The sequence below is a fragment of the bacterium genome, assembly GCA_019637795.1.
Taxonomy (GTDB): Bacteria; Desulfobacterota; Binatia; order HRBIN30; family CADEER01; genus JAHBUY01.
Map to the genome: position 1 here is coordinate 128,216 of JAHBUY010000005.1, position 22,516 is coordinate 150,731.

General features: G+C 71.7%; 24 protein-coding genes. 14 read left to right on the plus strand and 10 right to left on the minus strand.

The window, feature by feature from the left end:
* Window positions 1–288 precede the first annotated feature (288 nt).
* From KF840_17560 to KF840_17575, 4 genes are all read left to right on the plus strand, one after another.
* Complete coding sequence (locus KF840_17560; GenBank protein ID MBX3026716.1) at window positions 289–1,017, plus strand: septal ring lytic transglycosylase RlpA family protein; 729 nt, start codon at window positions 289–291, stop codon at window positions 1,015–1,017.
* Window positions 1,007–1,636 carry a CPBP family intramembrane metalloprotease gene (locus tag KF840_17565; GenBank protein ID MBX3026717.1) on the plus strand — a complete coding sequence of 210 codons (630 nt, stop codon included), beginning with the start codon at window positions 1,007–1,009 and terminating at the stop codon, window positions 1,634–1,636. The genes KF840_17560 and KF840_17565 overlap by 11 nt, the downstream gene beginning before the upstream one ends.
* Window positions 1,637–1,810: 174 nt before the next feature.
* A complete protein-coding gene (locus KF840_17570) occupies window positions 1,811–2,920 on the plus strand; it encodes a type IV pilus twitching motility protein PilT (GenBank protein MBX3026718.1) in 1,110 nt (369 codons plus the stop codon).
* 20 nt (window positions 2,921–2,940) lie between these two features.
* The gene (locus KF840_17575; GenBank protein ID MBX3026719.1) at window positions 2,941–4,092 is read left to right on the plus strand and encodes a PilT/PilU family type 4a pilus ATPase; all 1,152 of its coding nucleotides are present in this window, start codon (window positions 2,941–2,943) and stop codon (window positions 4,090–4,092) included.
* A gap of 102 nt (window positions 4,093–4,194) precedes the next feature.
* On the opposite strand, the gene KF840_17580 is transcribed toward KF840_17575, so the two are convergent.
* The 3 genes from KF840_17580 to plsX are packed head-to-tail and all read right to left on the minus strand — an operon-like array spanning window position 4,195 to window position 6,566.
* A complete protein-coding gene (locus KF840_17580; GenBank protein ID MBX3026720.1) occupies window positions 4,195–4,515 on the minus strand; it encodes a divalent-cation tolerance protein CutA in 321 nt (106 codons plus the stop codon).
* On the minus strand, window positions 4,512–5,513 hold the full coding sequence (locus KF840_17585) for a hypothetical protein (GenBank protein ID MBX3026721.1): 1,002 nt from the start codon (window positions 5,511–5,513) through the stop codon (window positions 4,512–4,514). The genes KF840_17580 and KF840_17585 overlap by 4 nt, the downstream gene beginning before the upstream one ends.
* A gap of 27 nt (window positions 5,514–5,540) precedes the next feature.
* Window positions 5,541–6,566: a phosphate acyltransferase PlsX gene (plsX, locus tag KF840_17590; protein MBX3026722.1), complete on the minus strand. Its 1,026-nt coding sequence runs from the start codon at window positions 6,564–6,566 to the stop codon at window positions 5,541–5,543.
* Window positions 6,567–6,715: 149 nt separating this feature from the next.
* Between plsX and rplU the strand changes: the two genes are divergently transcribed.
* From rplU to KF840_17615, 5 genes are all read left to right on the plus strand, one after another.
* Window positions 6,716–7,036, plus strand: coding sequence for a 50S ribosomal protein L21 (gene rplU, locus KF840_17595; protein ID MBX3026723.1), 321 nt, complete (start codon window positions 6,716–6,718; stop codon window positions 7,034–7,036).
* A gap of 3 nt (window positions 7,037–7,039) precedes the next feature.
* Window positions 7,040–7,297: a 50S ribosomal protein L27 gene (rpmA, locus tag KF840_17600; protein ID MBX3026724.1), complete on the plus strand. Its 258-nt coding sequence runs from the start codon at window positions 7,040–7,042 to the stop codon at window positions 7,295–7,297.
* A 61-nt stretch (window positions 7,298–7,358) separates the two neighbouring features.
* Window positions 7,359–8,378 (plus strand): GTPase ObgE, encoded by a 1,020-nt coding sequence (obgE, locus tag KF840_17605; protein MBX3026725.1) that lies wholly within the window; start codon window positions 7,359–7,361, stop codon window positions 8,376–8,378.
* Window positions 8,379–8,462: 84 nt separating this feature from the next.
* A complete protein-coding gene (gene proB, locus KF840_17610) occupies window positions 8,463–9,623 on the plus strand; it encodes a glutamate 5-kinase (protein ID MBX3026726.1) in 1,161 nt (386 codons plus the stop codon).
* Entirely contained in the window at window positions 9,620–10,087 is a 468-nt protein-coding gene (locus KF840_17615) for a copper resistance protein NlpE N-terminal domain-containing protein (GenBank protein MBX3026727.1), read from the plus strand. Before proB ends, KF840_17615 begins: the two co-directional genes overlap by 4 nt.
* A 3-nt stretch (window positions 10,088–10,090) precedes the next feature.
* Here KF840_17615 and KF840_17620 read toward each other — a convergent pair whose 3' ends face one another.
* A complete protein-coding gene (locus KF840_17620; GenBank protein MBX3026728.1) occupies window positions 10,091–11,446 on the minus strand; it encodes an MFS transporter in 1,356 nt (451 codons plus the stop codon).
* Between the two features lie 230 nt (window positions 11,447–11,676).
* Between KF840_17620 and KF840_17625 the strand changes: the two genes are divergently transcribed.
* Genes KF840_17625 through KF840_17640 form a run of 4 tightly spaced genes read left to right on the plus strand, consistent with a single transcriptional unit; the run spans window position 11,677 to window position 15,386 of the window.
* Complete coding sequence (locus KF840_17625) at window positions 11,677–12,936, plus strand: glutamate-5-semialdehyde dehydrogenase (protein ID MBX3026729.1); 1,260 nt, start codon at window positions 11,677–11,679, stop codon at window positions 12,934–12,936.
* The gene (gene nadD / locus KF840_17630) at window positions 12,933–13,688 is read left to right on the plus strand and encodes a nicotinate-nucleotide adenylyltransferase (protein ID MBX3026730.1); all 756 of its coding nucleotides are present in this window, start codon (window positions 12,933–12,935) and stop codon (window positions 13,686–13,688) included. The genes KF840_17625 and nadD overlap by 4 nt, the downstream gene beginning before the upstream one ends.
* Window positions 13,685–14,092 carry a ribosome silencing factor gene (rsfS, locus tag KF840_17635; GenBank protein ID MBX3026731.1) on the plus strand — a complete coding sequence of 136 codons (408 nt, stop codon included), beginning with the start codon at window positions 13,685–13,687 and terminating at the stop codon, window positions 14,090–14,092. The genes nadD and rsfS overlap by 4 nt, the downstream gene beginning before the upstream one ends.
* 10 nt (window positions 14,093–14,102) lie before the next feature.
* Window positions 14,103–15,386: a tetratricopeptide repeat protein gene (locus KF840_17640; protein ID MBX3026732.1), complete on the plus strand. Its 1,284-nt coding sequence runs from the start codon at window positions 14,103–14,105 to the stop codon at window positions 15,384–15,386.
* A 54-nt stretch (window positions 15,387–15,440) separates the two neighbouring features.
* Here the strand turns inward: KF840_17640 and KF840_17645 are convergent, their stop codons facing one another.
* From KF840_17645 to cmoA, 5 genes are all read right to left on the minus strand, one after another.
* Window positions 15,441–16,550, minus strand: coding sequence for an ArsA family ATPase (locus KF840_17645; GenBank protein ID MBX3026733.1), 1,110 nt, complete (start codon window positions 16,548–16,550; stop codon window positions 15,441–15,443).
* On the minus strand, window positions 16,547–17,539 hold the full coding sequence (locus tag KF840_17650; protein ID MBX3026734.1) for an ArsA family ATPase: 993 nt from the start codon (window positions 17,537–17,539) through the stop codon (window positions 16,547–16,549). The genes KF840_17645 and KF840_17650 overlap by 4 nt, the downstream gene beginning before the upstream one ends.
* Window positions 17,540–17,683: 144 nt before the next feature.
* Complete coding sequence (gene fabF, locus KF840_17655) at window positions 17,684–18,937, minus strand: beta-ketoacyl-ACP synthase II (protein ID MBX3026735.1); 1,254 nt, start codon at window positions 18,935–18,937, stop codon at window positions 17,684–17,686.
* Between the two features lie 55 nt (window positions 18,938–18,992).
* Entirely contained in the window at window positions 18,993–19,772 is a 780-nt protein-coding gene (locus tag KF840_17660) for a hypothetical protein (protein ID MBX3026736.1), read from the minus strand.
* Window positions 19,750–20,487: a carboxy-S-adenosyl-L-methionine synthase CmoA gene (gene cmoA / locus KF840_17665; GenBank protein MBX3026737.1), complete on the minus strand. Its 738-nt coding sequence runs from the start codon at window positions 20,485–20,487 to the stop codon at window positions 19,750–19,752. The genes KF840_17660 and cmoA overlap by 23 nt, the downstream gene beginning before the upstream one ends.
* 238 nt (window positions 20,488–20,725) lie before the next feature.
* On the opposite strand from cmoA, the gene KF840_17670 reads away from it, so the two are divergent.
* Window positions 20,726–22,003 carry an HlyC/CorC family transporter gene (locus KF840_17670; protein MBX3026738.1) on the plus strand — a complete coding sequence of 426 codons (1,278 nt, stop codon included), beginning with the start codon at window positions 20,726–20,728 and terminating at the stop codon, window positions 22,001–22,003.
* A gap of 9 nt (window positions 22,004–22,012) precedes the next feature.
* Here the strand turns inward: KF840_17670 and KF840_17675 are convergent, their stop codons facing one another.
* Window positions 22,013–22,480: a CBS domain-containing protein gene (locus tag KF840_17675; GenBank protein ID MBX3026739.1), complete on the minus strand. Its 468-nt coding sequence runs from the start codon at window positions 22,478–22,480 to the stop codon at window positions 22,013–22,015.
* Window positions 22,481–22,516 lie beyond the last annotated feature (36 nt).

Here is a 22,516-nt window from a genome sequence, read left to right on the forward strand (position 1 = left end):
CCCGGGATACGCCTCTCCCGAACACGGATGAACACGGACCCGCGCCCCCGCCCCCCGATGAACACGGACTCCCACCCGGCCACCGGATCCTCCGCTCGGGGTTGACCCGGGCTGGGAGGCGGCTCGGTGTTCATTGGCAGGCGGGGAAGCGGCGGCTCGGTGTTCATTGGGGGGTGGGGAAGCGGGGTCGGTGTTCATCCGTGTTCCGCCCCGCGGTAGGACACGGACGGCTTTGTCTTCCCCCCCGGATCGGCGATACTGCAGCCGATGCGGTGGGGTGTGGCAGCGGTGGCGGTTGGCCTCGCGGTGCTGGGCACCGGCTGCGGGCTGTTCCGCAAGGCGCCGAAGCCCCTGGAGCCGGTGCCGGGGGCGAGCCAGATCGGCGTCGCCTCGTGGTACGGCCCGGGCTTCCACGGCCGCCGCACCGCCAACGGCGAGGTCTACGACCAGTACGGGCTGACCGCGGCGCACCGGACGCTGCCGCACGGCACCTGGGTCGAGGTCACCAACCTCAGCAACGACCGGTCGGTGCGGGTGCGCATCAACGATCGCGGGCCGTACGTCGACGATCGCGTCATCGATCTCTCGTACACCGCCGCGCAGCGCCTCGACATGGTGCGCTCGGGCATCGCCCCGGTGCGGGTCGAGGTGGTCGAGGGCGATCTCCTGCCGCAGGCGATTCCGGTCGCCGCGGCGCCGCCGCCAGCGCCGCCGCCGCCGGCGCGCCCGGCGCCGCTGGCGATGGTGCCGGTCGCGGCGGCGCCGCCCGTGGTCGACCGCGGCGGCAGCTACCGCGTGCACGTCGGCGTCTACGTCGACTACGAGCGCGCCCGCCGCGAGCAACGGCGGCTCGACGGCGTGGCCGGCCCGGTGCGGCTGGTGCTGGTCGACGCGCCGGACGCGCGCTTCTACCAACTGCGGGCGGGTCCGTTCGCCAGCCGCGGCGCCGCCGAGCGCGCCGCGCGGCAGTTGGCGGATCTCGGCGCGCCGGCGCTGGTGGTGGTCAGTGGGCGCTGACGCCCCGCCGCGCCTCGGTTCGGTCGGCGAAGCGGTGGCGGCGATGCTCGTCACCCTGCCACTCGCCATCTGGCTCCGCTTTCCGACCCTGTGGTTCCTGGTCCCGTTCGCCATCATCACGCTCACCCGGCGTCCCTACGAGGCCTATGGCCTCACCTGGGAGAACCTCGGGTCGCCGCGCTTCCACCTGACCACGGCGGCGGTGATCTTCGGCGGCTACGCGCTGCTCCACTACGCCTTCGCGCGCTGGGTGCTCGGCCTGCACTTCGAGGCGACGCTGCCGCCCGATCCGCTGCAGGCGGCGTTCGCGCAGTTGGTGGTCGTCGGCCTGTCGGAGGAGTTCTTCTTCCGCGGCTACCTGCAGACCCAGATGAACGCCGCCTACGGCCGCCCGCGCCGCTTCCTCGGCGCGCCCTGGGGCCGCGGGCTGATCTATGCCGCCCTGCTCTTCGGCCTCTGCCACATCGTCACCGGCGACCTGACCCGCATGCGCGTCGCCTTCTTCGGTCTGTTCGCCGGCTGGCTGCGCGAGCGCACCGGCAGCATCGCCGTCCCCGCCGCCTATCACGGCTTCGCCAACCTGCTGTACGACTTCATGGCCCGCAGCATGGTCGGCTGACGCGGGTGGAATCCGCTCGTCCGGCAATTCCGTGACGGCGCCACCCGATCGCGCGGGCTCCCACCTCCCCCTCGCGCATCCGCCCCGCAACTGGCGTGCGCGTTGCTTGTGTTGTTGGCCGCCGGGCGTGCCCCGTTGGCCGCCCTTCAACGGATCAGGTGCGAGGGAGAGGGAATGGACATCACGGAGCTGCTCACGTTCGCCCACCGGTCGGGGGCCTCGGACTGCCATCTGACCTCCGCCGAGCCGCCGCGGCTGCGCATCAACGGCGACATGAAGAAGCTGGAGTATCCGCCGCTGAGCCCCGAGGAGGTCCACAACATGGTGTTCGACATCATGTCGGACAGCCTGCGCCGGCAGTTCCAGGAGACCAACGACGTCGACTTCTCCTTCGAGCTCGGCGACCTGGCCCGCTTCCGCGTCAACGTCTTCCGCGGCCGCCGCGGCGAGGGCGCGGTGTTCCGCACCATCCCGACCAAGGTGATGACCGTCGAGGACCTCGGCCTGCCGCCGATCCTCAAGGAGATCTGCGACAAGGAGAAGGGCCTGGTGCTGGTCACCGGGCCGACCGGCTCCGGCAAGTCGACCACCCTGGCGGCGATGATCGACTACATCAACGAGAGCTTCGAGGGACACATCCTCACCATCGAGGACCCGATCGAATTCGTGCACCACTCGAAGAAGTGCCTGATCAACCAGCGCGAGGTCGGCCCGCACACGATGTCGTTCACCAACGCCCTGCGCGGCGCCCTGCGCGAGGATCCGGACGTCATCCTGGTCGGCGAGATGCGCGACCTGGAGACCATCTCGTTGGCGCTGACCGCCGCGGAGACCGGCCACCTGGTCTTCGGCACGCTGCACACCTCGAGCGCGCCGAAGACGGTCGACCGCATCATCGACGTCTTCCCGGCGGCGCAGCAGGAGCAGATCCGCATCATGTTCTCGGAATCGATCCAGGCGGTGATCACCCAGACGCTGCTGAAGAAGCGCGCTGGCGGACGGGTCGCGGCGCTGGAGATCCTCATGGGCACGCCGGCGGTGCGCAACCTCATCCGCGAGGGCAAGATCCACCAGATCCCGTCGGCGATGCAGACCGGTCAGAAGGTCGGCATGCAGACGCTCGACATGGCGCTGATCGACCTGGTGCGGCGCAACGTCGTGACCGCCGAGGAGGCGCAGTACCGGACGCTCACTCCCAACCTCTTCGCCAGCAACGCCGTCGAGCGGCCGGGCGGGCCGAACGGCGCGCAGCCCGCGTCGCGGCTCGGCGGCCTGCGATCCTAGGGCGCGTGAGGGCGTAGCCGATGGCGGCCGACATCCGGTCCCTGCTCCTCGAGATGGTCGAGCGCGGGGCCTCCGATCTCTACATCACGGTCGACAGCCCGCCGGTGATCCGGATCGAGGGCATCAACCATCCGGTCGCGGGCGAGCCGCTGACGCCCACCGAGGTCGAGGCGCTCGCCAACTCGCTGATGACCGAGCGCCAGCGGGCGACCTTCGAAGAGCAGATGGAGATGAACCTCGGGATCAGCTCGAGCAAGATGGGCCGCTTCCGGGTCAACGTCTTCCGCCAGCGCGGCGCCGTGGGCGTCGTCGTCCGCACCATCAAGATGCAGATCCCGACCATCGACGGTCTCGGCCTGCCGGCGGTACTGAAGGACATCGTGCTCACCAAGCGCGGCCTGGTGCTGGTCACCGGCGCCACCGGCTCCGGCAAGTCGACCACGCTCGCGGCGATGCTCGACTGGCGCAACGAGCAGACCGCCGGTCACATCGTCACGGTCGAGGATCCGATCGAGTTCATGCACCCGCACAAGCGCTCGCTGGTGACCCAGCGCGAGATCGGCTTCGACACCCAGAGCTACGAATCGGCGCTCAAGAACACCCTGCGCCAGGCGCCGGACGTGATCCTCATCGGCGAGGTGCGCGACCGCGAGACCATGGAGGCCGCGATCACCTTCGCCGACACCGGGCATCTCTGCCTCGCCACGCTGCACTCGAACAACGCCAACCAGGCGATCGAACGCATCATGAACTTCTTCCCCATCGAGCGGCACCCGGAGATCTTCCTCCAGCTCTCCCTGAACCTGCGCGCCATCGTGTCGCAGCGCCTGGTGCCCGGCATCGACGGCAAGCGGGTCGCGGCGCTCGAGATCCTGATCGACACGCCGTACGTGAAGGACCTGATCAAGAAGGGCGAGGTCGACACCATCAAGGAAGCGATGGAGCGCAGCACCCAGGAGGGCGGGCAGACCTTCGACCAGGCGATCTTCGAGCTGTACAAGACCGGTCGCATCGACACCGAACAGGCCCTGGCCAACGCCGACAGCGCCAACAACCTGCGCATCCAGATGAAGAACCTCGACCTCCGTCAGTCCGACCGCAAGATTCTCGACGACACCGGCGCCGGGCTGCGGATCCAGGGCGTGTCGGCCGACATGTACCGCCGCATGTGACGCCCCCGCGTGTCGCGGCCTCGCCCCGCTCCCAACCGAGCCGGCGAGCATGAGCGCGCTGGCCAGGGCGCGGGCAGTGGGGAGGTGACGCGCGAGCGGGTCTCAGCCGCCGACGCTCCGTGCCACCCACCGCAGATACGCCCCCGCGCCCCGCTCCACCGGGAGCGCGATCACCTCGGGATTCTCGTAGGGATGCAGCGCCAGCACCCGCGCCTCGAGCGCGGCGTAGCCGGCGCGGGTGGTCTTGATCAGCAGCAGGTGCTCGTCGTCGCGGGCGACCTCGCCCTGCCAGCGGTAGATGGAGCGCACCGGGCCGACGAGATTGACGCAGGCGGCGAGCGCTTCGCCCACCAGGGCCTCGGCCAGGCGCTCGCCGTCCTCGCGCGTCGGCACGGTGACCAGCACGACCACGACCTCGCTCATTCCGCCGCTCCCTCCTGCGCGCCGACCAGGGCGCGGTACTCGACCGGCGGCGCCGGCGGCGCCGCCGGCGCGGGTGGCGCCGACCGACGCCACCAGCGGCGATACCGCGGGCGGGCCGGCGCTGGCAGCAATCCGGCGATGGCCAAGCGTTCGCGCAACAGGTCGGCCATCGGCGCCGGCAGATGGCCGCGGCGAACGACGTCATCGAGCGAGTTGGCGAGGCGGATTGGCGTGAATCCCGACTCCTCGATGAGCTCCCGCGCCACGTCGCCGACGCCGGCGGCGGAGAGCGCCTCCTCGGCGAACAGACAGGCCGCCGTCTGGAAGTAGTTGAAGCTGGGGACCAGGCGCGGGCCGTAGACGCGCAACGTCGCCGGCGGCGTCGGGCGTTCGAGGTTGATGTAGATGCGGGCCACGGCGTCGGCGTGCGGCAGCGCCGCCGCCAGGTGAACGGCCTCCTCGATCAGCGGCCGGTCGACGCGCGCCGCCTGCAGCAGCTCCGACAGGGTCGCCGGCGCCACCCGCCCGGCGACGACGTCGGCGTACAGCGAGTAGATGAGCGGATCGGATTCCCAGTCGTCGCCGAACAGGTACTCGCGCGCCGCCGGCGGCTCGGCCTGGCGCGCCTTGAGCAGCTCGGTGAGCTTGTACCCCACCTGCTCGCGCAGATGGCGGAACTTGCCGCGGAACAGCCGCTGCAACTGATCCTTGAAGACGATGCCGTCGTGGAGGATGCCGTCGAGCTCGAGCTTGCGACGGATGGCGCGCCCGATCTGCGGCGGGCTGGCCGAGAGGAAATACACCCGGACGGCGCGCCCGCGCCCCAGGGCCGTCGTCCGCAGACCGCGGATCAGGGCGGCCACGCCCGGCGCCGCGACCTTGTCCTCGGCGCGCTCGAACGGAATGCGCATCATCTCCCGCAGGCTCTCGAACTCGCTCAGCAGGTACGTCTTGTCGAGGTCCCAGCGAAAGATCAGCGGCGTCGGGTCGGCGTTCATGGGCCACCGTCGGCGTGCATCGCCGGCTCACTCGTCGGCGAGGGGCGCCAGGGCGTCGCGCAGCGCCGGAATCAGGCCGTCGCGCGCCGCCTTGGCGGCGACCTTGACGGTGTTGGCGATCGCCGGCGCCTGCGAGCGGGCGTGCGCCTTGATGAACACCTGCTCGAAGCCGAGGATCGGCGCGCCGCCGTAGGAAGCGTAGTCGGCGAGGGCGCGCAGCCGGTCCGCGCCGGAGGCCATGATCGCCATGCCGGCGCGCCAGCGCCAGGTGCGCTGCGCCGCCGAGCTGGTGAGATCGACCGCCATGTTGGCGACCGACTCCAGCAGCTTGAGGACGATGTTGCCGAGCAGGCCCTCGCAGACGACGACGTCGGCGCGGCCGCTGGTGAGCTCGTGGCCTTCGATGTTGCCGACGAAGTTGATGCCCGGCAGGTCGCGCAGGCGCCGGTGGGCGGCGGTCAGCGTCTCGTCGCCCTGCAGCGGATCGCGGCCCATGTTGAGCAGGGCGACGCGGGGCTCGGCGACGCGCGAGATGACGCGCGCGTAGGTGCTGCCCATCACGGCGAAGCGCACCAGCTCGTCGGCGTTGCAGCGCACCGTGGCGCCAACGTCGAGCGCCAGCGCCAGCGTGTCCTGCTCCGGGCCCTCCGCCGCCCGCGGGTAGACGCTCGCCAGGGCCGCCTTGCCGACGCCCGGCAGCAGCGTCAGCTCGCGCAGCGCGGCCGCGATCGCCGCCCCGGGATTGCCAGCGCTGACCGCCGCCGCGCAGCGGCCCTGCGCCACCTCGCGCAGGCAGACGAAGAGCGAGGCCTTGTTGCGCTTGTAGCGCACCGCGGCCCGCGGCTCCTCCTGCAGGCCGATCGCCTCGCTGGCGTGCAGGATCGCGATCCGCTCCGGGTTGTAGGCGGTCGCCTCGAGCAGCGGCTGCAGCCGGGCCTCGTCGCCGACCAGCACGCAGTCGATGTCGGTCTGCCGCGACACCGCCGCCACCCCCTGCACCACCGCCTCCGGCCCGTGCTCCCCGCCCATCGCATCCACCGCAATCGCCGGCATCGCCGGCAGGATACCGGCGGTCGCCGTGCCCCCTCAAGCGGCAGGGGCGCAGCGGCCGCGCCCCCGCGGCGGCGGCCGCGGGGGGAACCGTGGTTGACTGCCTCAATCCCGTCGACTAGTTACCGGGATTCAGCCGCGGAGGCAGCGCAATGGATTATGCCGTCATCAAGACCGGCGGGAAGCAGTACCGCGTATCGCCGGGCGACGTGCTCACGGTCGAGAAGTTGACCGGCGAGCCGGGCGCCGAGCTCAGCTTCACCGAGGTGCTGGCCGCGAGCAGCGGTGGCACGTTCAGGGTGGGCACGCCAACCCTCACGGGGGCGCGGGTGACGGCGACGGTCATCAAGCAGGGCCGCGGCAAGAAGATCCTGGTGTTCAAGAAGAAGCGGCGGAAGAACTACCGGCGCCGCCAGGGCCACCGGCAGTACCTGACCACCCTGCGGGTGACCGGCATCGAAGCGGGAGCGTGAGCGATGGCGCACAAAAAGGGACAGGGCAGCACGCGCAACGGGCGCGATTCGAACGCGCAGCGCCGCGGCGTCAAGGTGTTCGGCGGCCAGGTCGCCAGGGCGGGCAACATCCTGGTCCGCCAGGTCGGCACCCGCATCCACCCGGGCAAGAACGTCGGCATGGGCCGCGACTACACGCTGTTCGCGCTCATCGACGGCACCGTGCAGTACGCGCGTCTGGGCAAGGACCGCAAGCAGGTGCACGTGCTGCCGAAGCCGTAGCTCGCCGGGGCGGTTCGCCGTCCCGGTCGCGGGCGCCGCGCGTCCGCCCCTGGGTTGCGTCATGAAATTCGTCGACGAGGCCCAGATCGAAGTCATCGCCGGCCACGGCGGCGCCGGCTGCGTCAGCTTCCTGCGCGAGAAGTTCAAGGCGAAGGGCGGACCGAACGGCGGCGACGGTGGCGACGGCGGCGACGTCATCCTCGAGGTCGATCCCAGCCTGACCTCGCTGCTCGACTTCAAGTACCAGCCGCGCTTGGCGGCGAAGCGCGGCGAGCACGGCCGCGGCAAGGATCAGCACGGGCATCGCGGCGCCGACGCGGTGGCCAGGGTGCCGCTCGGCACCATCGTCCGCGACGTCGACAGCGGCGAGGTGATCGCCGACCTCACCGCGCCCGGAACGCGCGTCGTCGTCGCCCGCGGCGGCCGCGGCGGCCGCGGCAATGCCTACTTCAAGAGCTCCACCAACCAGGCCCCGCGGTACGCGCAGCCCGGCCTGCCCGGCGAGGAGCACCGCCTGCGGCTCGAGCTGCAACTGGTCGCCGACGTCGGCCTGCTCGGCTTCCCCAACGTCGGCAAATCGACCTTCATCAGCCGCGTCTCCGCCGCCCGCCCGCGCATCGCCGACTACCCCTTCACCACCCTGGTGCCGAATCTCGGCGTCGTGCGCGTCGACGACCACCGCACCTTCGTCGTCGCCGACATCCCCGGCCTGATCGCCGGCGCCCACGAAGGGCACGGGCTCGGCGACCGCTTCCTGCGCCACGTCTCGCGCACCAGCCTGCTGCTGCACCTGCTCGACGCCAGCGGCATGAGCGGCCGCGATCCGCTCGACGACTACGACGTCATCAACCGGGAGCTGGCGCTCTACGATCCGGCCGTCGCTGCCAAGCCACAGGTCGTCGCCGCCAACAAGATCGACGCCGCCCCGCCCGGCTTCGTCGACGACCTGGCCGCCCGCTTCGCCGCCCGCGGCGTCACCATCCACCCCATCTCCGCCGTCGCCGGCACCGGCGTCACGGCGCTGCTGCGCATGGTCGTACAGCGCCTCGACGCGAAAGAGGAACACGAAGAACACGAATGACCACGAAGAACACCACGCCGATCGAGCTCCTCCTTCGTGTTCCTTCGTGGCCATTCGCGTTCATTTGTGGTTTCGGCTTGCCCAGTGACTGACCAGCTCCAACACAAGCAGGCCCTCCTCCCGCGCGTGAAGCGGGTGGTGGTGAAGATCGGCAGCAGCATCCTGTCGGGGCCGCAGGACATCGACCGCGAACGCATCGGACGCCTGGTCGGTGAGCTCGCCGGCCTGCGCCGGCGCGGCTACGCCGTCGTGCTCGTCAGCTCCGGCGCCGTCGCCGCCGGCATGGCGCGCCTCGGGCTGCGCGAGCGGCCGAGCACCGTGCCGCAGAAGCAGGCCGCGGCCGCGGTCGGACAGATCCGCCTGATGGCGTTCTATGACGAGCGCTTCAGCGCCCACGGGCTGCCCGTCGCGCAGATCCTCCTCACCCACGACGACCTCGCGCACCGGCGGCGCTATCTGAACGCCCGTCACACCTTCGAGGAGCTGCTCGGCGCCGGCGTGCTGCCGATCGTCAACGAGAACGACAGCGTCGCCGTCGAGGAGGTGCGCTTCAACTTCGGCGACAACGACAACCTGTCGGCGCTGGTGGCGACGCTGATCGACGCCGACCTGCTGGTGATCCTCAGCGACGTCGCCGGCCTGCACACCGCCGACCCGCGCCGCGATCCCGGCGCCCGCCTGGTGCCGGTCGTCGACGCGGTGCGGCGCGAGGTCGAGGCGCTGGCCGGCAGCTCCGGGCCGCTCGGCAAGGGCGGCATGGCGAGCAAGCTGCAGGCGGCACGCAAGGCGAGCGAGGCGGGAATTCCCTGCGTCATCGCCGACGGCCTGCGCCCCGGCGTCCTGCCGCGCGTCTTCGATCCGACCGCCGACGAGGGCACGCTCTTCCTCGCCACCGGCGACCGGCTGACCCGCCGCAAGCACTGGATCGCCCACACCCTGCGGCCGGCGGGCGCGCTCACCGTCGACGCCGGCGCCTATGCCGCGGTGAGCGCCGGCGGCCGCAGCCTGCTGCCCAAGGGCATCACCAGGGTCAGCGGCGGCTTCGGCGCCGGCGAGTGCGTCGCCTGCCTGACCCCCGCCGGCGCCGAGTTCGCGCGCGGCCTGGTCAGCTACAGCGCCGCCGAGCTCGACCGGATCAAGGGCCTGCACAGCAGCGAGATCGAAGCCGTGCTGCAGTACACCGCCGGCAACGAAGCCATTCACCGCGACGATCTCGTCCTCACCGAAGCGCGCGCGAAGCCATGACGGCGCCTCGCCTCGCCCTGGCCGGCGCGCTCGCGCTGCTGGCCGTCGCCGGCTGCGCCCGGCAGGTGCCGCCAGCGCTGCCGGCGATGGCGGTCGCGACCCCGGGGCCGCGCGCCACCGACCTGCAGCAGGTGGGGCGCTTCGCCGGCGTCCTGCCGTGCGCCGGCTGCGACGGCATTCGCACCGAGCTGCTGCTGGCCGGCAACTGGGAGGGGCTGCAGCTCTATCATTTGCGCGAGACCTACCTCGGCGCGGCGCAGAACGGCCGCACCGTCGAGCGCGAGGGCACCTGGGCGACGCTGCGCGGCGTCCCCGAGGACGAGCAGGCGCTCGTCTACCAGCTCGATCCCGACCGCCCCGGCCAGCGCCGCCACTTCATCGTCGTCGACGAACGCAGCATCCGCCTGCTCGACGACGCGCTGGCGCCGATCGGCGACCCGCTCGTCCGCGTCGACGGCCGCTGACGCTCAACGCCGCGCCCGCGCCTCCAGACCGGCGCGGATCTCCTCGTGCACCCGCCGGGTCAGGGGATAGCGCCACAACAGGGCGATGCCGATCAGCAGGAACAACGCCGGCGCCAGCGCGGTCATCCAACGGATGGCCTGGCGCACCGGCTCCGCCTGCTCGCCGCCGCGCTGAAACCCGAGGAGATCCAGCAGCCCGAGCGCCAGGAACACCGCCAGCGCGCCCGCGAGCTTGCGCAGGAAGGTGAAGATGCCGTTGTACACGCCCTCGCGCCGCTCGCCGGTGAGCAGGTCGTCCTCGTCGATCACCTCGCCGAGCATCGCCCACGGCATCAGGTCGACCGCGGCATAGCCGATGCCGGTGAGCGCCGCGACCAGCGCCAGCGTGCCGACCGACCACTGCGGCGTGGCGAAGATGAACAGCGAGCTCCCGGCCATCCACCACAGCGAGCCGACGAGGAACATCGCCGCCTTGTCGCGACCGCGCGCCAGGCGCAACCAGCACGGCAGCGCCGCGGCGACGCCGAGCAGGAACAGCCCCATGACGATCTCGAAGTCGTCGGGGCGGCCGATCCAGTACGCCAGGTAGAGGATGAGCAGCGCGCCGACCAGATCCATGGCGATGCGGCCGCTGAGGTACGCGGCGGTGAGGCGCGCGAACGAGCGGTGGCGGAGGACCTGGCGCAGCTCGCGCCGCCAGGCGGTCGCCGCCGGCCGGTCGCGGAACTCGCGGCGCTCGAAACTGTGGCGGTAGATCAGCGGCCACGGCGCCACCAGCAACGAGGCGACGAGCGCCGCGGCGAGCCCGTAGCCGGCGGGTCCGCCGCCGCACGCCTCCGCCAGCGGTCGCATGGCGACGGCGACGAAGACGCCGACCAGCGACCCGGCGTTGCGGTAGGTGTTCAACGACGTGCGCTCGTCGTAGTCGGTCGCCATCTCCGGCAGCAGCGCCAGGTAGGGAATGGCGAGCACCGTCATCCACACCGAGGTGAGCGAGTAGATCGCCGCGTAGTAGGCGAACTTCACCGCCTGCGACGCGGCCGGCAGATCGATCCACAGGGCTGCGAAGCTGAGGCCGAACGGCAGCGCGCCGATCAGGAAATACGGCCGGCGGCGGCCGGCGCGCCAGCGCGTCTGGTCGGAGATCCGCCCCATCAGCGGATCGGTAACCGCGTCCACCGCGCGGCCGATCAGCGGCACCAGGCCGGCGAGCGCCGGCCGCAGGTCGGCGACCTGGGTGAGGAAGTACGACGTGTAGACCAGGGCCAGCGACGCCAGGGCGGCGTTGATCGTCAGATCGCCCAGGCCGTAGATGGACTTGGTGAGGGCGGGAAGGCGGTCGGGGGCCGGTGCGGACACCGCTGTTCCCTCGGGCAACGCGGCGCGCAGCGCAAGGGATGGGCGCCGATCAACCCAGCCATGGGCAGAAATCCTCCCGCCCCAGTCCCTCTTCCCTCCTCCGTTCCCGAGGCGGGCGGCGGAGCTCGGTGCTCGTCGGAGAGGCGGGGCGGCTGGATCCGCGTTCATCCCTGTCGCGCCGACCGGCGACCGCGATTGAAGCGGCTCGGGCGCGTCGATATACGAACCCGATGACCGACATCGGCGACGAGGTCGTCGCGCTCTGCCGCGCCGCGCGCCAGGCGGCACGCGGCCTAGCGACCAGCGCGGCGACGGCCAGGAACGGCGCCCTGCGCGCCGCCGCGGCGCGGCTGCGGGCGCGCGGCGACGCGCTCGTGGCCGCCAACGCCGAGGACGTCGCGGGGGCCCGCCGCGACGGGCTGAGCGCCGCGCTGGTCGACCGCCTGACGCTGACGCCGCCGCGCCTCGAGGCGATGGCCGCCGGGCTCGACGAGATCGCCGCCCTGCCCGATCCGCTCAGCGAGACCATCGCCCGCTGGCGGCGCCCGAACGGGCTCGAGATCGCCCAGGTGCGCATCCCGATCGGCGTCGTCGGCATCATCTACGAGTCCCGCCCGAACGTCACCGCCGACGCCGCGGGCCTCTGCCTGAAGTCCGGCAACGCGGTGATCCTCAAGGGCGGGTCGGAGGCCTTCGCCACCAACCGCGCCATCGCCGCCTGCCTGGCCGATGGGGTTGCCAGCGCCGGGCTGCCGACGGATGCCGTGCAGCTCATCCCCACCACCGACCGCGCCGCGGTGGCGGCGCTGCTGCGCCAGCGCGAGTTGGTCGACGTCATCGTGCCGCGCGGCGGCCCCAGTCTGATCGACGCCATCACCAGCCAGTCGGCCATCCCGGTGATCCAGCACTACGCCGGCATCTGCCATGTCTACGTCGACGACCGCGCCGACCTGGCGATGGCGGAGGCGATCGCCGTCAACGCCAAGGTGCAGCGCCCCGGCGTCTGCAACGCCATGGAGACGCTGCTCGTGCACCGCGAGATCGCGGCGCGCTTCCTGCCGCAGGTCGCGGCGCCGCTGCGCGCCGCCGGCGTCGAGCTGCGCGGCTGTCCGCGCACCCGCGCCGTGCTGCCCGACGCCGCCGTCGCCACCGACGAGGACTGGCGCACCGAATATCTCGATCTCATCCTGTCGATCCGCGTCGTCGAGTCGCTCGACGAGGCCATCGCGCACATCGCCACCTACGGCACCGGACACTCCGACGCGATCGTCACCGACAGCGTCGCCCACGCCCAGGCCTTCACCGCGGCGGTGGACTCGGCGGCGGTGTACGTGAACGCCTCGACCCGCTTCACCGATGGGTTCGAGTTCGGCTTCGGCGCCGAGGTCGGCATCTCCACCAACCGGCTGCACGCCCGCGGGCCCATGGGGCTGCGCGAGCTGACGACCTACAAATACGTGATCCAGGGCAACGGGCAGATTCGCTCGTGAGCCGCGGCGGCCCTCGCAGGCGCGCCGCGGCGCCCGGACGCTGGCCGGCAGGCCCCCCCGCCCCGCCGGCGCGGGTAGGGCGCCCGGCGCGCCGATCGCTCGGGATCTTCGGCGGCACCTTCGATCCCATCCATCTCGGGCACCTGCGCTGCGCCGAGGAAGCGCGCGAGCAGCTCGGGCTCGACCACATCCTGTTCATCCCCGCCGCCGATCCGCCGCACAAGCCGCAGCGGCGGATCACCCCGGCCACGCACCGTCTGGCGATGGTCAGGCTGGCGACCGCCGGCAATCCACGCTTCCGCGTCTCCGATATCGAGATCGAACGGCGCGGACCGTCGTACACCGTCGACACCCTGCGCAGCCTGCGGCTGCGCCTCGGCCCGACGGCGCGACTCGTCCTGCTGCTCGGGCTCGACGCCTTCCGCGACATCGGCACCTGGAAGGACTATCGGACACTGTTCACCCTCGCCGACTGCGCCGTGTGGACCCGCCCTCCGGGCGCGCGCGGCCGGCCGCGCGCGCTCCTGCCCGTTGCCGCTCGCGGGGACTTTTGCTACGCAGACGACCAGACCACGTTGATTCATCGCACGGGGACCCGTATCCAATTCCTCACCGTGACCGCGCTCGACATCTCGGCCTCGAACATCCGCCAGCGCCTGCGCAGCGGACGTTCGGTGCGCTACCTGCTGCCGCCGGCCGTCGAGCGTCATGTGCTTCGCGAGGGGCTCTACCGGGGCCGCGTCGTCTCTTGAAGAAGCCCGCCACCGACCCGCGCGAGACCGCGCTCCTGTGCGTCCGCTACGCCCTCGACAAGAAGGCGTACGATCTCCTGTTGCTCGACGTGAGCGGCCTCACCTCGCTGGCCGACTTCTTCCTCATCTGCACCGGCCGGTCGGACACCCAGGTACAGGCGATCGCCACCAGCATCGAGGAGGGCCTCGGCAGCCTCGGCCGCAAGCCGCGCATGATCGAGGGGCTGAGCAGCGGCCACTGGGTGCTGATCGACTACGGCGACGTCGTCGTCCACATCTTCCTCGAGTCGGTGCGCGAGTTCTACGATCTCGAGCGCCTGTGGGCGCGCGGCACGGTGGTCCAGCTCCCCGAGCCGTATCGCAGTCAGGCGCGCGACCTGCGCCTCGCCAGCAACGCCCGCTGAGCGGCCAGCCATGAAGCGCGGCCTCTTCGTGCTGGGCGGCATCGCGCTCGTCGCCATCTTCGCCCTGCTGATCGCGCTCAACCCGGGCGAGGTCGAGTTCCATCCCACCCACCTGCACAGCTTCCGGCCGATGCTGGGAGTGCTGTTGATCCTCACCTTCTGCGCCGGCGGCGCGCTCGTGCTGGTCGGCGGCGGCATGCGCCAGCTCTCGATCCGGCTCGGCGACTGGCGCGCCCGCCGCAGCGCCAAGCAGGCGGCGCAGGCCGCCGCGTGGCACGAGGCGGGCGAGGCCGCGGCCTGGGCCGGCGAGCTCGAACGCAGCCGCACCCTGATGCGCAAAGCCTGGCGCCGCCAGGCGGGCAACAGCGCCGCGGCGCTGTCGCTCGCCTCGTCGTACATGGACACCGGCGAGTATCCCGCCGCCCAGGAGGTGCTGCAGGCGGCGCTCGAAGAGGATCCGAACGACGCCGATCTGCGCTACGCGCTCGGCGAGACCCTGCGCCGGCGCGGCGAGATCTTCGAGGCCATCCGCATGCTGGAAACGCTGCGGGTGCGCTTCCCGCACGCGCCGCGCGTCCTGATCAGCCTGCGCGAGCTCTACCGCGAGGCCGAGCGCTGGCGCGAGGCGGCCGACGTCGAGGCAGCCTACCTCGAGTCGCTGCCGGCGGCGGCACGGGCCGGCGAGCAGGGCCGCCTCACCGAGCTGCGCTACCAGGCGGCGCTGGCCCTGAGCGATCCGGCGGAGCGCGCCGCGGCGCTCGACGCGGTCGTGCAGCGCGACCGCGCCTTCGTCCCGGCGCAGGTCAGCCTCGGCGACGCGCTCGCCGAGTGCGGCCGCGTCGACGAGGCGATGAAGCTGTGGGAGAAGGCGCTGCGCGCCCAGCCGCGGCTGGTGCTGATCGAGCGCTTGCTGGCGCACGAGCGCTCGGCCCGCGAGCACGAGCGCATCCTCGCCCTGCTCGGCAAACACTGGAGCGACCTCGACGGCGATGGCGCCCGCCTGCTCCTCGCCCGCACCGCCCTGGCCAGCGGCAACGCCGAGACCGCCGAACGCGAGCTGCGCGCCATCGGCAAGCAGGACGCCCCCACCGTACAGCGCGCCTGGGCCGAGCTGCACCACCAGCGCGGCGACCATGCGGCCGCCTGGACCGCCCTCAGCGGCGCCGCCGACCGCCTCGGCGCCGCCGCCGCCGACCACCGCTGTTCGGTGTGCGGCCGCAGCAGCGAAGCCTGGGTCGGCTACTGCGGCGGCTGCGGCCGCTGGGACACCTACCGCGCCGGGGAAGCCGCCTGACGCTGGACGGCCGCGGCAGCGCGACCCGACATAGCGGTACGCCGCGGCCGCGGACTACGCGGCGAGGAAGTGCGGGATCATCCGTCGCAGGCCGGTGATGTCGTGCAGGTCCTCGTCGAAGTTGGGAACGGCGGCGACGACGGTGCGCGGCGGCAGTTGGCGGCGGAAGGCCTCCATCCGGACCTGGTCGCCGCGCGCCTGCATCTCGTAGTCGAGGAAGTTGTCGACCAGGCGGTCGGCGTGGCCGCTGCGCTTGATGACGCTGCCGACCAGCTCGCGCAGCCACGCCTCGTCGAGGCGGCGGACGCCGGCCAGCGCCTCGCGCTGCACGCGGTTGAAGACGACCGCGCGCAGGGACACGTCGAGCGCCGCGAGTTGGCGACAGAACTCCTCGGCCTCGCCCAGCACCTGCTCCTCGGGCGAGGTGACGACGACGAAGGCGGTGTGCTTGGAGTGCAGCAGCTTGTCCACCACCTGCACCCGCGCCTCGAAGCCGTCGAACAGACCGCTCATGGCGTTGAAGAAATCGGAGATCTCGACCAGCGCCTTGACGCCGGTGGCATCCTCGAGGCGGTGCAGCAGGGTGCCGGCGGCGCGGTTCATCACCCGCAGCGTCGACCAGCCGGCGGAGAAGTACGGCTTGATGAACCAGCGGATCACCTGGCGATCGAGGAAGGCGGCGATGCGGCGCGGCGCGTCGAGGAAGTCGAGCGCGTGCCGGGCGGGCGGCGTGTCGACGACGATCAGGTCGTACCGGCCGCTGGCGTGCAGCTCGGCGAGCTGCTCGATCGCCATGTACTCCTGCGAGCCGGCGAAGCTCTCCGACAGGTGCTGGTAGAAGCGATTGGCGAGGATGCGGTGGCGCACCTCGGCGCTGGGGGCGTAGCGTTCGACCAGCGCGTCCCAGGCGCCCTTCTGGTCGAGCATCATGGCGTCGAGCGCGCCGCCGCCGATGCGCACCTTGCGCGCCTGGTTGCCGAGCGAGCGCAGCCCGAGCGCGTCGGCCAGGCGGCGCGCCGGATCGATGGTCATCACCATCGTCCGCCGGCCCTGCTCGGCGCCGTGCACGGCGAGCGCCGCCGCGGTGGTCGTCTTGCCGACTCCGCCGCTGCCGGCGCAGATCACCACGTGGTGGCGCGCCACCACCTCGGCGAGCGACTTCACGTCCGCCCCGCGCGGCGCGTCGACAACGCCGGCACCGTCAGGCGCTGCGCCAGCGCCCGCAGCTCCGCGTAGCCGAACTCCTCGGCGAACAGGAACGGCAGGTCGATCACCGGCAGGTCGACCGCGCCCACCAGGCGGGCGCGATGGCGGGCGTTGAGCTCCGCCCAGCCGATCTCCTCGCGGGCGCGGGTCGCCACCGCGCTGAGCAGCGGCCCGGCCTTGGCGTCGCGCGCGCCGCCGGCCGCGCGCTCGAGACGCTGCGCGTCCTCCAGCGCCAGACCGCCGGCGTGCAGCCGGTTCACGAACAGCAGGCCGGTCGGCATGCCGAGGTCGTCGCGCAGCGCGCGGTGCATGGTGATCGTCTCGTTGACCGGCATCTCCTCCGCGGTGGTGACGAGGTTCACCGCGGTGCGCGCCGAATCCGTGAGCAGATCGACCAGGCGCTGCGCCTCGCGGTGCACGAGCCCGATCTCGAAGGTGTCGCGCGCCGCCGCCGGCATGCGCAGGTACTGCAGTCCATGGCCGGTCGCCGGCGCGTCGACGATCACGTGATCCCAGCCCGGCCCGCGCCCGCCGTCGTCGCCGCGCTCGGCCTCGAACCAGATCTTCCCGATCGTCATCAGCTCCTTCAGCCCCGGCGCCGCGGCGACGAAGTACTGGTAGAGCTGGCTCCGGAAGACGGCCTGCAGCAGCCGCTTCACCGGAATGATCATCGACAGGTACTCGGCCAGCGCCGCCTTGCCCTCGATGGCCATCAGCCAGGGGCCGGCGGGCGTCGGCACCGCCTGGCCGAGCGGACCCGGCTCGGCCTGCAGCAACTGCGGCGCCCGGGCGACGCCGTCGACCTCGCACAGCAGCACCCGCTTGCCGCGCCGCGCCCCCTCCAGCGCCAGCGCGCACGCCACCGTCGTCTTGCCGACGCCGCCCTTGCCGACCACGAACAGCAGTCGGCGGCGGAAGAGATCGTCGAGGGTCACGACCGCTCCCATGGCGTGACCGGTGTCCGGTGGCCGGTGACCGGAAGTAGAACCGTCTCAGTACGCATCAGCTTGGCCGCGACCGACCGGTCACCGGGCGCCGGTCACTGGTCACCCCATGGCGACCATACCACCGCCGGCGCGGATGACGAGCGCCTACGCGCCCTCCCAGCGCCGGAAGGCGACGCAGGCGTTGGCGCCGCCGAAGCCGAAGGAGTTGGAGAGGGCGACGCGCACCGGGGCGTGGCGGGCGGTGTTGGGAACGTAGTCGAGATCGCACTCGTCATCGGGGTGCTCGTAGTTGATCGTCGGCGGGATGACGGCGTGCTGCAGCGTCAGCACGGTGTACACCGCTTCGAGGCCGCCGGCGCCGCCGAAGAGGTGGCCGGTCATCGATTTGGTCGAGCTGACGGCGAGACGCGCCGCGTGCTCGCCGAAGAGGCGCTTGATCGCCTGCGTCTCGTTGGCGTCGTTGTATGGCGTCGCCGTGCCGTGGGCGTTGATGTAGTCGACGTCGGTGGGCACCAGCCCGCCGCTCGCCAGCGCCAGCCGCATGCACTCGGCGGCGCCGCGGCCCTCGGGCGCCGGCGAGGTGATGTGGTAGGCATCGCAGTTGGCGCCGTAGCCGACCACCTCGGCGTAAATACGGGCGCCCCGGGCGTGAGCGCGGGCGAGCGATTCGAGCACCAGGACGCCGGCCCCCTCGCCGATGACGAAGCCGTCGCGATCGCGGTCGAACGGCCGGCTGGCGCGGGTCGGCTCCTCGTTGCGGGTCGACATGGCGCGCATGACGGCGAACCCGCCGACGGCGAGCGGCGTGATCGCCGCCTCGGCGCCGCCGCTGATGACGACGTCCTGCTCGCCGTCGCGGATCAACCGGAACGCCTCACCAACACCCTGCCCGCCGGACGCGCAGGCGCTGGTCGGCGTGTAGTTGACGCCCGTGCAGCCGAAGCGGATCGCGATCAGCCCCGGCGCCATGTTGGCGATGACGCGCGGAATGACGAACGGCGACAGCCGCTTGTGGCCGCCCTCGAGAAACGCCTTGTGGTACTCCTCGAGCGTCGCCAGGCCGCCCATGCCGACGCCGATGACGACGCCGACCCGCCCGGCTTCGTCGGAGGCGATGCGCAGGCCGGCGTCGTCGACCGCCATCTGCGCCGCCGCGATCGCGAACTGCGCGAAGCGGTCGACCTTCTTGATGTCCTTCTTCTCCAGGTAGGCGGCGGGATCGAAGCCGCGCACCTCGCCGGCGATCCGCACCGGCAGCGCCGAGGCGTCGAACAGCTCGATCGGGCCGATCCCGGAGCGGCCGGCGGTGACGGCCTCCCAGTTCGGCGCGACGCCGATCCCGAGCGGCGACACCGCCCCCAGACCGGTCACCACGACACGCGCGCGTTCCCCCGCCATCTGCGCCGAAATAGAGAGGGTGCCGGCGGCGGTCAAGGCGCCCCGCGACCGCGACTCAGTCGGGCGACACCAGGCGCCGCGTCTTCTTCATCCAGCGCGCCGTCGCCCAGGCGGCGACGATGACCAGCCACGCCGGCAGCAGCGTCGCCAGCGCCCGCGTCAGCCCGGCGCGGCCGTCCCACTCGATCCACTGCAGCGCGATCAACGCCACGGCGCAGCTCGCGAAGGCGAAGGTCGTGCCGTACTCCTTGCGCACCACCCGCTTCCAGTCGAAGGCGAAGCGCGCCATCGTCGCCCGGATGCCGCGCAGATTGGGGATGAAGCGCGGGACGCGGGCGCAGAAGTCGTCGAAGGCGGGACCGAACTTGCGCGACAGGAACACCTCCTCGGCGCGCGCCATCGAGAACAGCGCCAGCCCAGCGACGGCGAGCATCCCGTAGGCGCCGGGGGCGTTCCAGATCATCATCAGCCCGGTCAGCAGGAGGAAGTTGCCGACGTACAGCGGGTGGCGGACGTGGGCGAAGATGCCGTCGACCACCAACTTGTCGGCGGCGATCGTGCGGTTCTTGCCGCCGCGCTGGATGTAGGCGAGGCCGATCACCAGGACGCGCAGCGCCTGGCCGGCGGTCGCCACCAGCAGCCCGGCCGCGTCCCACAGCAGCTCGCTGGTCGTCGACCGGCCGAACGGCCGCGGTCGGGTCAGCAGGAGGACGCCAGCCAGCAGGACCGGCGCTAGGCCGTTGCGATAGCGGAAGACCAGGTTGCCGAACGCGACCAGCGCGCCGTCGATCCCGCTCGGCGCCGCCGCCGCGTCACTTGACGGCGATGATGCCACAGAAGTTGTACCACTTGAAAAAGACGTCGACGGCGCGGAAGCCGGCGCGCCGCAGCATGAGGTCGTTCTCTTCGAGTCGATAGGGGATCAGGACGTTCTCCAGCGCCTCGCGCTTGCGGGCGATCTCCAGCTCGCTGTAGCCGTTGGCTTGTTTGAACTCGTAGTAGTGCTGGATGTACAGCCGGTTGAGCAGCGACTCCTGCGCCACCAGCTTCTCGATCAGCAGCAGGCAGCCCTCGCGGTTGATGCCGGCGCAGACCTCGCGCAGCAAGCCCTCGCGGTGCACCGGCCGGACGAACTGCAGGGTCAGGCTCATCACCACCGCCGAGGCGTTGGTGATCGACAGGCCCTCGTTGAGATCGGCATGCCGCAGCTCGTATGGGTGACGCAGCCGGCCGGCGAGCGCCGCCTCGGCGCGTTCGAGCATGGCGGGCGAGTTGTCGAGCCCGACCAGCGTCACCTGCTGCGGCAGCGCGTCGAGCAGCGCCAGCGTCGTCCCGGTCGAACAGCCGATGTCGTAGATGTTGGTCCCGTCGGCGGCGAAATCGCCCGCCAACTGGGCCAGCATGCGCTGCATCTCGCCGTAGAACGGCACCGAGCGCTCGAGCATGTCGTCGAACACCGACGCCGTCTCGGCATTGAAGCTGAAATCGGCGACCGGCCGCTCGGCCTCTTGGAACAGTTGATCGCGCTCACGGCGCCTGGCGCTTGGCATCGGGCCTCTTTCTTCTCGACGAGCTCGCCCGCGGCCGCCGCCTGCGCGCAGCCGTCTCCCTCGAGGGTAGGGCCCACTTATCCGCATCCCGCCATGCCGGCAAGCGACCCAGGCGCCGGCGCCGCGAATTGTGAGCCGGAGGTGAGAGTGGCGCGCCCGGTTGCCCGGCGCCGGCGCGCAAGGTACGTTCCCGCCCCGTGGACCCCGAGCCCCCCTCCGCGCCGCTGACGACGCGCTGATGGAGTCCGTCACCTACCTGCTGATCCTGCTCGTCTGCCTGGTCGGATCGGCCTTCTTCTCCGGCAGCGAGACGGCGCTGCTGCGCATCCGCGGCGCCGACCTCGAGGAAGACGTCAAGCGCCCCACGGGCCCCGCCGTGCTGGCGGCGCGGGAGCTGCTGCACTCGATCCAGCGCCTGCTGGTCACCGTCCTGCTGGGCAACAACATCGTCAACACGCTCGGCGCCGCGGTCGCCTCCGCGTTGGCCGTTCGCTACCTCGGCGACTCCTGGGGCATCGTCGTCGCGACCGTGGTCATGACCCTGATGACCTTCGTCTTCGGCGAGGTGATGCCGAAGGCCTTCGCCGCCACGCACCCCAAGCGCGTCGCCTACCTCGTCGCCCTGCCCCTCTATCTCCTGCACCAGCTTCTGCGGCCGCTGCACGTGCTCTACGACCGCGTCGTCGATCCCCTCGTCGAGCGCCTCGCCGGCGGCGCCGACACGGCGCCGCAGATGAGCTCGGTCGAGGAGCTGATGCGCCTGGCGCGCGGCGCCGAGGCGCAGACCACGACCGGCGACCGCCCGATCGGCATCATCGCCGCGGCGGCGCGCGCGGTCGACATGACGGTGGCCGACATCATGGTGCCGCGCACCGAGGTGGTGGCGTATTCGGTCGACACCCCGACCGCGGACCTGCTGAAGAGCGTGCTCGAGGAAGGCTACACGCGGGTGCCGATCTACGAGGGCTCGATCGACCGCGTGCTCGGCGTCGCCCACCTCAAGGACCTCGTCGAGCTGGTGCGCGACAGCAAAGCCGACCTGCGCCGCATCCTGCGCCCCGTGCTGCAGGTGCCGGAGCGCAAGCGCATCCTCGAGCTGCTCACCGACATGCAGAACGCGTTCGTCCACTTCGCCATCGTCAAGGACGAATTCGGCGTCACGCTCGGCATCGTCACCCAGGAGGACATCCTCGAGGAGCTGGTGGGCGAGATTCGCGACGAATTCGATCGCGACGAGCTGCTCACCATCCGCGAGGTCGCGCCCGGACGCTACCAGGCGCTCGGCCGGGTGAAGGTGCGCGACTTCAACCGCCAGACCAACTGGAAGGTGCCCGCCGAGTCCGGCGACACCCTGGCCGGCCTGGTCTTCAACACCCTCGGCCGCACTCCGCGCCGGGGCGAGTCGATCCACGTCCCCGGCTACGAGATCGTGGTCGCGGACCTGTCGCGCAACCGCGTCACCCAGGTGCAGATCATCGAGAAGCCGCCGCAGACGGAGGCGACGGCGGCGACGTAGCGACCGCCGTCATTTCCCGTAGCCGCCGCCGAAGTGGTCGTACGGATCGGCGCCGGCGGCCAGCGAGGCGTCGTAGCGGGCGCGCTCGATGTGCCGCTCCAGCCCCTCGACCACGAAGGCGAGGAAGTCGCGGGTCGAGAGAATGCCGACCAGGCGGCCATCGCGCAGGACCGGCAGGTGGCGCACGCGGTGCGAGCGGAAGGTCTCCAACACCGTCCGCACCGGCGCATTCACGTCGACGCTGACCACATCACGGGTCGCGACCTCGGCCGCCAGGGTCCGCTCCGGGTCGCGACCGACGGCGACGACCCGGGCCGCGATGTCGCGCTCCGACACCAGCCCGCGCAACCGCCCGCCCTCGACGACCAGCACGGCGCCGACCCGGTTGGCCAGCATGCGCCGCGCCGCTTCCGCCACGCTGTCGCCCGGCGCGACGGTGATCATCTCGGTCGCCATCAGGGTCTCGATCGTGGACATGTGCCCCTCCTCTCCGAGCACCCACTTCTCGCACGG

What these genes read in the sequence shown, in the direction of transcription:
- KF840_17570 (MBX3026718.1), top strand. Translation starts at nt 1,811, where the DNA reads ATGGACATCACGGAGCTGCTCACGTTCGCCCACCGGTCGGGGGCCTCG.
- KF840_17575 (MBX3026719.1), top strand. Translation starts at nt 2,941, where the DNA reads ATGGCGGCCGACATCCGGTCCCTGCTCCTCGAGATGGTCGAGCGCGGG.
- KF840_17580 (MBX3026720.1), bottom strand. Translation starts at nt 4,515, where the DNA reads ATGAGCGAGGTCGTGGTCGTGCTGGTCACCGTGCCGACGCGCGAGGAC.
- KF840_17585 (MBX3026721.1), bottom strand. Translation starts at nt 5,513, where the DNA reads ATGAACGCCGACCCGACGCCGCTGATCTTTCGCTGGGACCTCGACAAG.
- plsX (MBX3026722.1), bottom strand. Translation starts at nt 6,566, where the DNA reads ATGCCGGCGATTGCGGTGGATGCGATGGGCGGGGAGCACGGGCCGGAG.
- rplU (MBX3026723.1), top strand. Translation starts at nt 6,716, where the DNA reads ATGGATTATGCCGTCATCAAGACCGGCGGGAAGCAGTACCGCGTATCG.
- rpmA (MBX3026724.1), top strand. Translation starts at nt 7,040, where the DNA reads ATGGCGCACAAAAAGGGACAGGGCAGCACGCGCAACGGGCGCGATTCG.
- obgE (MBX3026725.1), top strand. Translation starts at nt 7,359, where the DNA reads ATGAAATTCGTCGACGAGGCCCAGATCGAAGTCATCGCCGGCCACGGC.
- KF840_17615 (MBX3026727.1), top strand. Translation starts at nt 9,620, where the DNA reads ATGACGGCGCCTCGCCTCGCCCTGGCCGGCGCGCTCGCGCTGCTGGCC.
- KF840_17625 (MBX3026729.1), top strand. Translation starts at nt 11,677, where the DNA reads ATGACCGACATCGGCGACGAGGTCGTCGCGCTCTGCCGCGCCGCGCGC.
- KF840_17640 (MBX3026732.1), top strand. Translation starts at nt 14,103, where the DNA reads ATGAAGCGCGGCCTCTTCGTGCTGGGCGGCATCGCGCTCGTCGCCATC.
- KF840_17650 (MBX3026734.1), bottom strand. Translation starts at nt 17,539, where the DNA reads ATGGGAGCGGTCGTGACCCTCGACGATCTCTTCCGCCGCCGACTGCTG.
- fabF (MBX3026735.1), bottom strand. Translation starts at nt 18,937, where the DNA reads ATGGCGGGGGAACGCGCGCGTGTCGTGGTGACCGGTCTGGGGGCGGTG.
- cmoA (MBX3026737.1), bottom strand. Translation starts at nt 20,487, where the DNA reads ATGCCAAGCGCCAGGCGCCGTGAGCGCGATCAACTGTTCCAAGAGGCC.
- KF840_17670 (MBX3026738.1), top strand. Translation starts at nt 20,726, where the DNA reads ATGGAGTCCGTCACCTACCTGCTGATCCTGCTCGTCTGCCTGGTCGGA.
- KF840_17675 (MBX3026739.1), bottom strand. Translation starts at nt 22,480, where the DNA reads ATGTCCACGATCGAGACCCTGATGGCGACCGAGATGATCACCGTCGCG.